The organism is Nakamurella sp. UYEF19, assembly GCF_040546275.1.
GTDB lineage: Bacteria > Actinomycetota > Actinomycetes > Mycobacteriales > Nakamurellaceae > Nakamurella.
This window is the reverse complement of record NZ_JBEPNO010000001.1, coordinates 42120-56433: the sequence shown is the minus strand read 5'-3', so window position 1 is coordinate 56433 and position 14314 is coordinate 42120. Positions and strand designations below refer to the sequence as shown.

Below are 14314 nucleotides of genomic sequence, written 5' to 3'. Positions count from 1 at the left end.
CGGCACCTTTCGGCGCTCACCGAACCGTTCCGGTCCTACCGTGGCCAGATGACCACGACGACGAACCGGCACACCTACCACGCACACGTCCTCTGGACCGGCAGCACCAAGTCCGGATACCGCAACTACACGCGGTTTCATCGAGCCGTCGCGCCGCCCGCCCCCGAAGTCCCGCTCAGCGCCGACCCCCACTTCCGCGGCGACCCCGCGTACCTGAACCCCGAGCAACTGCTGGTGATGGCCGCCAGCTCCTGCCAACTGCTGTCCTTCCTGTCCGTCGCGGCCCTGCACCACCTGGAAATCCTCGACTACGACGACGACGCCCACGGCGAGATGAGCGACACCGGGCAGCCGATGCGCATCACCCACATCCTGCTGCGACCGGTCATCACCGTCGCCACCGACACCGACCACGCTCTGGTCGAGCCACTCGTCCAAGAAGCGCACCACGGCTGCTACATCGCCAACACCCTCAATTCCGACGTCATCGTCCAACCCACGGTCGTCACCGCATGAAAGGCGAACTCCGCGACATCTGCGTGCACCTGCCGAACCGACCCGGCGCACTCGCCGAATTCGGAGAAACGATGGGCCGCGCCAGCGTCAGCATCGAAGGGGGAGGCGTCTTCGCGCACGCCGAGATCGGCATCGCCCACTTCCTGATCTCCGACGCAGACACCGCCGCCGTTACCCTCTTCGGCGCCGGCCTCCCCGTGGCGTCGATCTCCGACGTGGTGAGGCTCCGTCTCGACCAGGGAACCCCCGGACAACTCGGCACACTCACCCGTCTGATGGCCGACGCCGGCGTCAACATCGACACCCAGTACAGCGACCACGACCGCAACCTCGTTCTCGTCGTCCCACCCCACCACCTACCCGCAGCTCGACAAGTGGCCGAAGCATGGTCAACGCGGGCCTTTCTGCTTCCGAGCCCGGGGGCTCAGGCGGTCTCCGACGGCGCGGCACCCTCTGTGAGATAGATCTATTGCTGTGCGCCGGGTCTCGCCCGAGGGGGCCGACGAATAGATGTCAGCATTCGCCTGCGGAGAAGCACCGGGCGGGGTCGCCGGAGCGGTAATGCTGATCGCGGTGCGGAATACAGTGTGGTCGCCTATGCCGCCGACCGACGCGGCGATGGGACGCCGGCAGCTCTCCGCGTGAAACATGTTCCCGTTGGGGTCGGCTCGGAACGCGACTTTTCATCGTCGCCAACGGAATACGCAAAAGATGGCCTGCGTGATGATGGGTGTGGCCGACGGTAATGGAGGACGCTTCGGTTCGGCCAGGCGTAGAACCAGCGCCTCGCTGAGGTCGATCTCCGGCCCGGACCGTCATCCCGATTCAGCAGACCCAGCCCAGGCATCGTCGACGGCAGGACCGACCGGCGGGCCGACTGGGCAGAACCACTCCTGCTCCTATCGTTGGTCGGTCGTCGACGGTAGACGCGGCGGGCGATGACGCAGAGGTGACCAACACACCATGCTCAACGACGGCGGTCGCTCAAGGCCGATCAGCGGTTTCAAGATGTCGGTGACAAGGTCAGTGATGGTGGCTGCCGAGGCGACCATGAACGCGGTCGATCACCCGGCGGAGCATCGCGGTAGCTGAAGGCCATTCCGATGTTGGAGATGCCGCAGAGCAGAACGGCCTACCGAGCGTCGGCACCGCCGCCGGCAAGAAAAGTAGCCAGGGTAGAGGTGGTGAACGGCAACGAAGAGGCTCACCAGTTAGGCGGCAAAGTTGGGCCGGTTGCGCCCGAGCTGACCAGCCAGACTCCCCTCACCGGTGGCCTCGACATGCAGATCCAGCACCAGCAACGTGATGGCCACCGCAAGGACACCGTCGCTGGAAGGCCTCCGTGCGGCTCTCGTCCATGGACGCATCCTGTCAAACCGACCACTGGCCCGCACCCATCAACCAGTGCGTGCCGTCTTGAAGGCGGGAGTCGATCGGAGTGCAGGTGAACCCGTTGGCCGGGCTCAGGCCTGAAACCGGTAGCCGACTCCGCGAACGATCAGCAGAGGGCGCGGCTGCGCGGGATCGGCCTCGAGCTTGCCGCGAAGCATTTTCAGCATCACGGCCTTCGCGACCGCCGATGCTCGTCCGTTCAGATCCGGCCATTCGGTCGTGCCGGAAGCGCTGAAGAATCAGCCTTTCGAGGCACGCCACTACCCAGCGTGAGCTTGGTTGGTGAGAACCTGTCGGTTGTTGCCCATCGTTCGGGCGTCGGCCACCCGCCTGAGTGCCGGTTGCGCCTGCTGCGAGCCCCAGCGACGCCCCAATTTCTTGTTCGTCCGTCGCATTGCGCGGTCCCTGCTTGTGGGCTCGTAGGGCGTTGTGCGGAGCTCGTGTTCAACTGGTGGTCAGGAGTACATGTTCAACTGGTACCAGCGACCGCGGGGTCACACCGTCGGGTCATCATCCGTGGAGGTCCAATGACGGCTGTCGGGCGTGCCTTCTGGGCGGATGTTCGGCGGTGTGGGAGGTCATTCCACCGGGCGCGGCACGCTTCCGGGCACACCTGGCAACGTCTGCTCGCCCAGGTCGCCGCCGTCTCCCTGGTGCTTGCCACGGTGGTGGTGCCTTGGGTGGTGAACGCACCGGAGGCTTCCGCCGCCGCCGCCTCGACGATCGGACTGAACAAGACGGGCCCTGGATCAGTGCTGGCTGGAAGCCCTGTCGCCTATGCGCTTTCGGCTACCAACCCGTCGGGTTCCGCCAACGCAGTGCAGCAGTACAACGTCGCGTTCCGCGACGTCCTTCCCCCCGGAGTCAGTTACAAGCCCGGGTCGACGACCCCGGCCGACGTCGGGGATCCGAAGGTGGTCACCGCACAGGTCCACTTCCCCAATCCCGGCTCGCCGCTGATCCCGCAGCAGACCCTGATCTGGAGCAACGTCGCGGATCTTCCGTTGGATGGGACGGTGACCCTGAACTACCTCGTGGTCCCGGACCAGACCCTCTACCCGGTCGGGTCGACGGTCGGCAACAACGCCCAGGACTTCGCCTCGACCAACCCGCGGCTCGTCCCCAAATTCACCGCGGCCGGGGTTCCGGTCGACAGCGGGAGCACCGCCATCGGACCCGCCCGGTCGACCAGCACCACGATGTCCGCGATCACCATCACGAAGTCCGATGACGCGAGCCCGGAGGGCAAACTGCTTCGCGGCGTGCACAAGGACCATTCGGTATACACCCTGCTGGTCATCAACAACAGCGACCACGCGACGACGAACAACCAGGTCGTCGACTACCTACCGGCGAATCTGGAGTACCTCGCCTGCGGCACCACCGACAACAGCGGCGCGGTCGAGTACCCGGGATCGGGCCCGCTGGGCGTTGGACGGATACCGGCGGACAGCTGCCGCCAGGCCACCTCCGTCCAGACGGTCGACAACCCGATTCCCGGGTTGATCGGGATCTTCACCAAGGTGACCTGGACGGTGCCGACCTTACAACCGGACGAGACCTACACGATCCGCTACGTCGCAGCGATTCCGCTGCGGGACAACACCTTGACGTTCCCCGGCGGTGCGCCCACCCCGGCGTCGGGCGACCAGGGCGCCAACCTGGACAACAACACGGGGGCGTCCACCAGACAGTCCGGGGGCGGTCAGGTGGTCACCAATTCAGCCGCCGTCTCGGGCACCTACACCGGCCCGACACCGAGCGACCCGACGGGAGCCAACGGCACCGCGGTGAGCGACAACGACACGCACACCGTCACCGCCAAGGATGTCCGGGTGCTCAAGAGCGTGCAGACGGTCGGTGGTGCGGCGAGCAAGCAGGACGCGTTCACCATCAACGGCATCGCCACCTACTCGCTCGAGGTCGACACGTCCGAGTACACCTCGGCGCAGGGCATCGTGCTCACCGACCAGCTGGACAACGGGGTCTGCCCGCTGGTCAGCACCAGCCAGTGGGCCACCCTGGTGGCGGCCAACCCGTCGCTGAACGGCGTCACGGGATGCGTCGACGACAACCGGGGCCCGACCATCGATGCCGGACCGGCCATCAGCTACAGGAGTGTGACCTTTGATCCGGCCTCCGGTGTGTTCACGATGACCTTCTCCCCCATCGCCAACCTGACCGACCAGTCGAGTGTGCACATCACCTATCCGGCCCGGATGCTCCCGAGGTACCCGGGTGGCGGCACCCTGGCCGGTACCGAGACCAGCGCCGGCGACAGTTTCACCAACACCGTCTCGCTGGCCGCGACGACGACCCCGATCGGAACCAGCCCGGAAACCGGCCAGCTCGCGGTCACGGATACCTCCTCCGCCCAACTGGTCAGCGGCGGCTCGGCGATCAAGAAGCTGATCAAGCCACTCCCGGTCGCGCCGGCGACGGACTACTCCTGCGCCGGAACGGGTTACGCGAATCCCACCAATCCGGCGCTGCCCGCCGGCCGCACCACTTTCGCCCTGGGGGATCTCGTCTGCTTCGAACTGCGCGTCACGTTCGCCACCGGGACGTTCACCCGCAACGCCGCGGTCACCGACTTCCTACCGCAGGGCACCACCTTCGTCGCCGCGACCATCGGTCCGGACAACACGGTGCCCACCGGTCAGATCCTGCTGGACGCGTCGACTGCCACTGCCGGCAGCATCAGCTGGGCCCTGGGTCGCACCTCGGGGAATGCACGCCTGCTGGATCCGGGCCAGACCTTCGTTGCCAGGGTCGCGGTCCGCGTCACCGACCCGGCGAACCCCGGAGCGGTGGACATCACCGGCAACCTGATGAAACTTCGCCAGCAGAACTCTGCCGGCAAGGTGGTCTCGCTCCGCGACCAGGTCAACTTCGCCATCGCCCCCGCGGTCCGGCTGTCGGTGACGAAGGGGGTTGCCTCGATCAACGGTCTGCCCAGTCCGGAGAATGTCGCCGACACCGACCACCAACAGGTCAAGCAGGGTGACGTGGTCGACTTCCGCATCGACCTCTCGCACCTAGGTGCGGCCGCGACCGGCACCGACCGGAGTGTGTCCAACATCGGCGTGTGGGACGTCCTGCCCGCGCCCTTCACCTGCGCCGACGTCACCGCGAGCGCCACCTTCGGCCAGGAGTGCCGGGACGCCGGTGCACTGAACGAATGGCACCCGTCCGTCACCGGCCGGTCCATCATCCGCTGGACCATTCCGGGCAGCCTCGCCGCCGGCGGCTCCACGAGGTTGGACTACACCGTCACCGTGCCGCAGGTCGGCCCGGCGATCGACGTGACCAACACGGCCTACGTCTCCAGCTACACCGCCGACTCCGACGACCAGCCGGACGGCATCACCTACTACCCGGCAGGCAACATCGACACCGATGTGCCCGTGGCATCCCAGCAGGCCCCGGCGGTCTCCGACAGCTCGGACGTCTACACCTCAACCGCGTCGGCGACGAAGACAATCACCAGCGCCATCACCGAATCCGGTAACAACGGCGCCTCCCAGGCCGCAGTGGGCGAAACGCTCACCTTCACCATCGGGGCGGTGGTGCCGGCCGGACTGACCGTCACCTCGGCAACACTGGCGGACACGTTGCCGGCCAATGGGCTGGAACTGCTCAATGCCGCCCACCCACCGACCGCCGCGCTGGCCCCGGACGCGTCCGACCCAGGCACGACGACCGCGCTCCCGGGTGGCTTCTCGCTCGACCCGAGTTCGGGTGTGCTGACCTTCCCGGCGTCCTACACCAACGCCACCGCGATCGATCAACTGTTCCTTCTCACTCTGACGGGCCGGTTCACCAGTGCGGTCGGTGGCCAGGGGGACACCCGAGACGACACCGCTGCGTTCGCGTACACCCCGGTCGGCGGCACCCCGGCCAGCGTCACCCGTTCGGCGACCTCCACGGTGGTGGCACCGCTCCCGACGCTGAGCAAGTCGGTCTCGCCCGCCGGTCCGTACACCGCCGGTCAGAGCATCACCTACCAGCTCACGGCCGGTAACACCGCCGGCCGACCCACGGCCTACGACAACTGGGTGCTCGACTGCGTCCCGGCCGGTCTGCAGGTCACCGGCTACGTCTCCGGCGGCCCGGCTGTCGGCTCGGCAGAGAGCCCCATCGCTGGGACCGGAACCGGCAGCGGCGAAAACGGATGCGCCACCGGAACCACCCGGATCGGTTGGCACGTCGGTGATCTGGCGGGCGGCGTCAGCGCGTCGCTCTTCTACACGGTGTCCATCGAAGCAACCGCAGCCGCTGGCAAGACCTACCTGAACACCGCCAACCTCAGCGGAGCCTCGATCGCAGGAGTCCGGACGACGCCGCAGTCGCCGCTGCCGGACGGCGCCCGCGAGTACACCGCATCGGACAGCCAGTCGGTCAAGGTCACCACCCCCGCGCTCTCCAAGACGGCGGGCGCGGGCAGTGCCAACGTCGGATCGACGGTCACGTTCACCGTGACCGCCCAGATCCCGGCCGAGGTCAACCTTTACCACGCGGTCCTGCGGGACCTGCTGCCGGTCGGTCTGGACGCCGCGACGCTGACCACCGTGTCGCTCAACTGCACCCAGACTCCGGGAACATGCGTCCTGCCGTCCAACGCTCCGACGACGGCCGCCTCCGGTACTGGCACGCTGGCCACCTGGGACCTCGGCGATCTGCTGGCCCAACCGCAGGTACGCACCATCACGCTCACCTATACCGCGGCACTCGCCGACGTGCCGTCCGTCATCAGGAACGCCGTCGTCACCAACGGCGCGTCGATCGCCTGGAACTCGACGTCCGGTGGCGGCATGCCTCCGTTCATCCCGACCGACATCTCCGCCAGCGCAACGGTCGTCGTCACCGAACCGGTGATCCACCTGGCCAAGTCGGTGTCCAACACCACCCCGGAACCAGGCCAGACGTTCGACTACACGCTGACCGCCAACAACCGGAACACCGGTGAATCCAACGTCGGGCCGGCCTTCGACGTGACGATCAAGGACGCTATTCCCAGCGGCGTCGCCATCGACCCGAGCACCCTGCCCGGCGGCACCTCCCTATCCGGCACGAACGCCAACGGCTCCGGTGGCACCCTGACCTGGTCGATACCCGGCCCCCTGGCCGCCGGTGGATCAGCCACGATCACCTATCACGCGACCTTGGCGCCCTCCGCCGTCCTAGGCACCGGGGGGCAGAGGAACACCGCCACCGTCACCGACGTCTACAGCCAGATGAACTCCGGTGGTCGGCACTCGACACCAGGTACCACCGCGTCCCGCACGGTGACCCCGGACTTCCCGAAGATCGTGCCGTCCAAGGCAGCCGTCACCACCGGACCCGCCTACGCCGGAACACCGTTCACCTGGCAGCTGACGCTGACCAACGCCGGCACCGGACGCGCCTACCACCTGACCGGCACCGACGTCCTCCCGCTGCACTGGACCTACCGGGCCGGCTCGGCCAGGGTCACCACGGCAGGCGGCACCCCCGTCGCCCTGGAACCGACCATCGGGGCGGCCACCCCCACCGACGGGCCGACGCTGACCTGGACCGGCCTCGCACCCCTGCAGGGCAACCCCGCCACCGCAGGCCTGGCGCCCGGTCAGACCGTCACCATCACGCTGGATGCAACCCCCGGTCCCGACGCGCCGACGTCCACCGGAACCGCCAGCCCGAACACGAACACGCTCACCGCCACCGGCAACGACGCGACCAACGCCACGGGCAACGCCGCGGGCCAGTACGGCACCGGCACCGGCAGCGCAGTGGCGTTGATCGCCGCAGCCGACGTGCAGATCACCAAGACCGCCGGCACCTTCACTGCCGGTGGCCAGGGCAGCTGGACGTTGACGGCCAAGAACAACGGCCCGGACACGGCCGTCGGACCGTTCAACCTCACCGACACCGTGCCGACCACCCTCACCCCGCCCGGCGGCACCGCCGGCGCCCCCCTCACGCTCGTCTCGGCGACAGGCCCCGGGTGGTCCTGCACCACCGATGCCGGTAGCGGCGCAGTCGCCTGCACCCGGACGGACGGGAACGAGGTGCTTGCAGCCGGCCGGCCGTTCCCGGCCGTGGCCGTGAACGTCATCGTCCCGCCGGATGCGATCTCGGGTTCCACCGCGAGCAATTCCGGCACCATCACCGACCGAACGTTCGATCCCGACACCACCAACAACACTGATTCGGCCAGCGGGACCGTCGTGACCGAAGGTGACCTGAGGATCACCAAGACGCTGAACGGCACGCTGACCGCCGGGGCGAACGCCGGCTACACCATCGGTGTCACCAATCTCGGACCCTCGGTGTCGTTGGCCAACAACGGTTCTCCGATCATCGTCACCGACACGCTGCCCAGTGGAACGGTTTTCGTCTCCGCAGCCGGTACCGGCTGGAGCTGTGACGTACCGGTCTCCGGGGTGCTGACCTGTCGCTGGACCACCACGTTGGCCGCTTCGGCCGGCACCGCCCCGCTGACCGTGACCGTGCGGATCCCGGCGGACAGGACGTCCGCCGTGGTCAACACCGCCGCAGTGGCACCCGGCGACACGCCGGACAACGAGTCGTCCGGCGGGGTCGACACCGCCACCGTCACGACCACTCCCGATCTGGAGGCCGACCTCGGTGTCTCGAAGGTGTTGGTCGGCAAGGACACCCAGCAGATCGTCGCCGGCACCGACCGGATCTACGAGCTGTCCGTCACCAACTACGGACCGTCCGACGCCGTCGGCGTGGTCGTCACCGACACCCTGCCGGCCTTCCTGTCCTCCAACGGCACGTTCACCTCCGTGTCCGGTACCTGGAACTGCTTCACCGCCGGCCAACGGGTGACCTGCTCGCTCGCCGGCGCCATCGCCGGGCCGGGCGTCGGGTCGCCGGTGACCGATACCGTCCGCATCTCCGTCCATGTCGCCGACAACTTCGACACGGCCACCAACATCGTCAACTCGGCCACCGTGTCCGCGGACACGCCTGATCCGGGCCCGACCTCCAACACCACCTCCGACGACTCAGCGGTGACCGGGCAGGCCGACCTGACGTTGGACAAGACGATCACCACCGCCGCCGTCGCGGGGCGCACCATGATCTACCGCCTCCAGGTGCACAACCTCGGCCCGTCGGTGGCGGTCGGCCCCACCATCGTGATCGACACCCTGCCCGCCGGGCTGACCTTCGATCCGGCCAACCTCCCGGCCGGTGCGGGTTGGACCTGCACCCTGACCGGCTCGGCCACCGTGACCTGCAGCCGTGCAGCCACCATCGGGACCAACGCGTCGGGAAACAACCTCGCCGCCCCGATCGATGCTCCCGTCCTGGTCGACGAGCAGACCGTCGGAACCGTGGTCAACCGCGCCACCGTGTCCGGGCCGGTGTTCGACCCGGTCCCGGAAAACGACACCGTCACCAGGGACACGCCGATCGCCGAACTGGCCGACGTCTCGATCACCAAGACCGCGGCCAGCGCGACCGTCGTCGCCGGCACCGACGTCACCTATGCCATCGGTGTCGTCAATGCCGGCCCGGGCACCGCCCGGGGACTGAGCGTGGTCGACACACCGGATCCCGGTCTCGTCGTCACCGGGTTGTCCGGCCCCGGCTGGAGCTGCACACTCGCGACCCTGACCTGCCTTCGCGACGAACTGACGGTGGCGGCCGGCACCTCGACGATCACCGTGACCGCACATCCGGTCTCGTCGGCGCCGACCGGAACCCAGCTCGTGAACGCCGCTGATCTGACGGTGACCACCCCGCACAGCGCCGGCCCTCCGGCCTGGCACGGAGAGGACACCGTCACCGCCCACACACTGGCCGGGGTCTCACTGACGAAAACCCATGACAGTACCGGTGACCCCGTTTCCGCCGGTGATCCGGTCAACTTCACCCTGACCGCGTCCAACGCAGGCCCCTCCGACGCCGGCGGCCCCATCACCATCACCGACGCGCTGCCGAACGGCATGACCTACCTGTCCAACCAAGGCCCATGGACCTGCACCGCAGCCGGTCAGGTGATCACCTGCACCCTCGACGGCAGCACCCCCTCCATCCCGGCCGGCGGTGCGGCACCTGCCCTGCTGCTGTCGGTGGCGATCGGCTCCGGGGTGCTCAGCACCTCGCTGACGAACAACGCCGCTGTCGCCACCGGAACCCCGCAGAATCCGGCCGTCCCCGTCACCGCCTCCGACGACGTCCCGGTGACCACCACCGCGGACCTCACCGTCGTCAAGTCGCACACCGCGACCGCGACGGCCGGACAGAACTTCGACTGGACGTTGACCGTCACCAACCTGGGCCCCTCGGTGTCCCAGGCGAACGTCGATAACCCGATCACCGTGACCGACACCCTGCCGGCCGGCACGACTTTCGTCTCCGGCGGTAGTACGGAATCCGGATTCAGCTGCGTCGCCGGGACACCGGCCGCCACGGTGATCTGCACGCGCACCACCGATCTGGCGGTGAACCTGCCGGCCGGATCCCAGTCGGTCGCATTCCCGATCCGGGTTGCTGTCGCGCCCTCGGTCCGCGGAACCGTGACCAATACCGCCTCGATCGCTGCCGGGGCCACCAGAGAACCGACCGGCGGGATCGCTGCGGCCGACAACAACACCAGCGATCCCGCCGACGTCGCCACCCGGGCCGACCTGTCGATCACCAAGACCCACGCCGACGGTGCCAGGGCAGTGGCCGGGGCCCCGTTCAACTGGACCATCACGGTGACCGATGCCGGGCCGTCGGACTCGTTCGCCGCTGCCGGCTCACCGATCACGGTGACCGACACCCTCCCGGCCGGGGTCACGTACTCCGGCGCCACCTCGCCGGACTTCACCTGCGCCGCAGGCGCAGTCATCGGGACAGTGCTGTGCCAGGCCACCGCACCGCTGACCGTCGGGGACCACCCGATCACCTTGACCGGGCTAATTGATCCCATCACCCTTGGCGATGCGGACCTGAACGACCCGACCGTGCACACGCTTTCCAACACCGCGGAGATCACCGCCAGCACGACGCCTGATCTGGCCGGCACCGATACGGCGACCGACGTCGCACCGCTCGATACCCGGGCGGACCTGGCGATCGTCAAGTCCCACGAGCCGGGCGCAACCGCTGTACCAGGGCAGCAATTCAGCTGGTCGCTGATGGTGAGCAATCTCGGGCCCTCGGTATCCCGCGCCTCCCTGGCGAACCCGATCACCGTCACCGACACGCTACCGACCGGGGTCACCCTGATCAGTGCCACCGGCGACGGCTGGGAGTGCACTGCCGTCGGGCAACTGCTCACCTGCACGGCGGGGACCGCGGCTGCACCGGCCGATCTGCTGCTCGGTGCAGCTTCACCGATCACCGTCACCACCGCCGTGGCGGTCGAAGCCACCGGGTCGCTGAACAACGCGGCCACAGTGCACCCCGGAACCACCTCCGACCCGGATGCCACCGACCCGGCGGGCAACAACACCAGCACCGACGAAGCCGTCCCGGTCGGACCGCAGGCGGACCTGTCGATCGTCAAGTCGCACGATGCGGCCGCCGTGCGGGTCGGAAATCCCATCACGTTCACGCTAACTGTGGCCAACAAGGGCCCCTCCACTGCCAGGAACGTCGTGGTGCAGGACACGATGCCGGTCGGGCTCGCACCGCTGTCCGCCTCCGCCGCCGGCTGGACCTGCACCGTCACCGGCCAGCAGGTCAACTGCACACTCGACTCGCCGACCGGGCTGGCGCCGCTGACAGCACAGGGCGGGGCCGAGCAGCAGCTGACCGTCACTGCGACCGTGACCAAGCATGCGTATCCGGGGGTGACGAATGTCGCGACCGTATCCTCGAAGACTCCGGACCCGTTGTCCGCCAACAACACCACCGACGACCCAGTTGTGGTCCCGGCGCTCGACGACCTGTCGATCACCAAGACGCTGATCGGATCGTTGGTCGTCGGCCAGCAGGCCACCTACCGGCTGACGGTCACGAACGACGGACCAACCGAGGCGCCCGGCGTCGTCACCGTCACCGATCAGCTGCCGACCGGTCTGACCGCGGTGAGCGCGCGCGGCGTGTCCGTCGTGGGCGCCCAAGCCCCCGGGGTCGCGGCACAGACCAGCTGCTTGATCGCCGCGACGATCAGCTGCCGACTGCCGGGATCGCTGGCCGCCGGCACCACCGCCGTCATCGACGTCACGGTGCAGGTCGGCCCCTCGGCCTACCCCAACGTGACCAACAGCGCCACGGTCACCGCCGCGGCGCAGGACACCAACCCGAGCAACGACACCTCGACGGTGACCACACCCGTCACGCCGCTGGTCGGGCTGGGGTTGACCAAAGCTCTGGTCGGGACCGGCCCGGACGCCGACGGGCTGCTCTCCTGGCGGCTGACCGTCACCAACTCGGGACCCAACGCGTCCACCGCACCGCTGACCGTGACGGATCACCTACCACAGGGTCTTGCCTACCGAGACTTCAACGGCCCGGCGGACTGGTCGTGCCGGGGCGCGGGCAGCGCAGTGGTCTGTACCTTCGCCGGCACCCTCGAGGTGCGGGCCACTACCGCGGTGACCATCCGGACCACCGTATCCGCCTCGGCGGGGACTTCCCTGGTGAACCGGGCGACGCTGCGCGCCAGCACCGGTCCGACCATCGCCGTGGCCGCCGCAACGTACTTCGTGCCCCCCCTGCCACCGGTCACCACACCGCCGACCACCACCGCCGCCACCACCACCACCACCACCACCACGGTCAGCAGCACCACACCGATATCGACGACGCCCGTGACGACGCCAACAAGACCGCCCGGTCGGCTGCCCAACACCGGAGTCGACCTAGCCCCAATGCTCTTCATCGCAACTCTGCTGCTGCTGGCCGGTGCTGCCCTGTGCCTGAGCGGTCGCCCAGGGCTGCGCCGCAGACACTGACAGACACGGCTGCGTCCGCAAGGCGATGATCGGCAAATTGCACGAGTCGCTCCGTCGGCTGCGGACCGATCACATGCCTGGGCAAGTCGATGCTCCCGCGCAGCAGTCCTCGATCCAGCCGGTCAGTCGCGAAGCTTGGCGATCGAGCTGACCAGTTCGGTCTCGGTCTGGTCGGTATCGGGCCACGGAAACTGGTAGTCGTTGCCCTGCAACAAGACCAGGCCATGCATCGCCGCCCACAGCTGAACAGCCGTTGACAGCACTGAGGTCGCGCCGGAGGAACCATCGGCGATGCACTGCCGGACGCCGTCCATCAGATAGGGGAAGGGCCCGGAGTCCGGGTTCCTGTCGTCCGGCTCGCCGACCCCGTGAGGGCCGGCTTCCTCGCCACCCAGCGGCCGGTTCCGGCGGAACAGCAGACCGTACAGGTTCGGGTGGTCCACCCCGAACCGGATGTAGGCGCGGCACCCGGCCAGTAGCCGATCCCGAGGGGGTTCGATTCCCACCTTCGCGTCGGAGATGAACCGCCCCAGTTCAGCGGAAGTCTCGACGGTCACGGCCTGCACGATCTCGTCGGGACCCGCGAAGTGCGGATAGATCGACTGCGGCGCGATACCCACGCGACGGGCGACACCCCGCAGGGTCACCGCGCTCTCGGAGCCGTCTTCGATCAGCATTCCCCTTGCCGCCGCAACGATCTCGCCCCGCAGTGCGCGGCCCGCGCCTCGCGGGTTGCGTTGCCTGGGCTCGGCATCCGTTGTACTCACGGTCGTGAGCTTACGCCAGTTCCGGTGAGACCGGTCCCCAACTGCCCTGGGAACGATCGACTGGAGGCGGGACCGATCCACCCGGAAAAGAGGGGTTGCGTCTGTTATCTCACGGATCGGACAGTGATGAATGCACACCAGCTGGAGCTGCAGGTTCTGGTCATCGGACTCGACCCCCACCCCATGTCAGGCCGGTCCGATCCCGCACCGGTCGCCCAATCCATCCAGACCGGCATGGACGAGCTCGTCGAACACGGCATCGGCACGCAGTCCTGCCTCTTCGGCCTCGACGGCCGCGACAACCCCGAAGAGCTGATCACCACCGCCCTCCGCGGGCAGCCCTGGAGATGCGTGATCATCGGCATCGGCCTCCGCAAGGCCGACGACGAACTCGTACCGTTCGAACGCATCGTCAACCTCGTCCGACACCACGCACCCCATGCTGCCATCGCGTTCAACGCCACGATCCCCGAGTTCTACACGGCGGCGGCCCGATGGATCGATGTCGCCGACAAACCCATCGCATGAGAAGTGGCGCGACCGCGGCAGGTGTCTGCGCCGAGGCCATGGGGCCACCTGGTGCCAGGTCAAGGCCGCATCCGTCGGCTCGGTCACTCTGCGTCAGACGGAAGGATGTTGGATCATTCGATCGGGACCCCCGGGGGCAGCCATCCTGCCTACCGGTGCGCTGCGAACAGGCATGGTCGGCAGTTCGCGATGAGTCGCTCGCCGACT

General features: G+C 68.1%; 6 protein-coding genes. 4 read left to right on the top strand and 2 right to left on the bottom strand.

The window, feature by feature from the left end; genetic code table 11:
* Positions 1 to 48: 48 nt before the first annotated feature.
* Both ABIB25_RS00230 and ABIB25_RS00225 read left to right on the top strand, forming a co-directional pair.
* Positions 49 to 516 (top strand): OsmC family protein, encoded by a 468-nt coding sequence (locus tag ABIB25_RS00230; RefSeq protein ID WP_354526395.1) that lies wholly within the window; start codon positions 49 to 51, stop codon positions 514 to 516.
* Positions 513 to 980, top strand: coding sequence for an amino acid-binding ACT domain-containing protein (locus tag ABIB25_RS00225; RefSeq protein ID WP_354526394.1), 468 nt, complete (start codon positions 513 to 515; stop codon positions 978 to 980). The genes ABIB25_RS00230 and ABIB25_RS00225 overlap by 4 nt, the downstream gene beginning before the upstream one ends.
* Positions 981 to 1727: 747 nt before the next feature.
* Here ABIB25_RS00225 and ABIB25_RS00220 read toward each other — a convergent pair.
* Positions 1728 to 1883, bottom strand: a complete 156-nt coding sequence (locus ABIB25_RS00220; protein ID WP_354526393.1) for a TMEM175 family protein — start codon at positions 1881 to 1883, stop codon at positions 1728 to 1730.
* Positions 1884 to 2435: 552 nt separating this feature from the next.
* Between ABIB25_RS00220 and ABIB25_RS00215 the strand changes: the two genes are divergently transcribed.
* Positions 2436 to 12812, top strand: a complete 10377-nt coding sequence (locus tag ABIB25_RS00215) for an isopeptide-forming domain-containing fimbrial protein (RefSeq protein WP_354526392.1) — start codon at positions 2436 to 2438, stop codon at positions 12810 to 12812.
* Positions 12813 to 12934: 122 nt separating this feature from the next.
* On the opposite strand, the gene ABIB25_RS00210 is transcribed toward ABIB25_RS00215, so the two are convergent.
* Positions 12935 to 13579, bottom strand: coding sequence for a TetR/AcrR family transcriptional regulator (locus ABIB25_RS00210; protein WP_354526391.1), 645 nt, complete (start codon positions 13577 to 13579; stop codon positions 12935 to 12937).
* Positions 13580 to 13705: 126 nt separating this feature from the next.
* Here ABIB25_RS00210 and ABIB25_RS00205 point away from each other — a divergent pair, with 126 nt between their 5' ends.
* Complete coding sequence (locus ABIB25_RS00205) at positions 13706 to 14107, top strand: hypothetical protein (protein ID WP_354526390.1); 402 nt, start codon at positions 13706 to 13708, stop codon at positions 14105 to 14107.
* Positions 14108 to 14314: the final 207 nt, after the last annotated feature.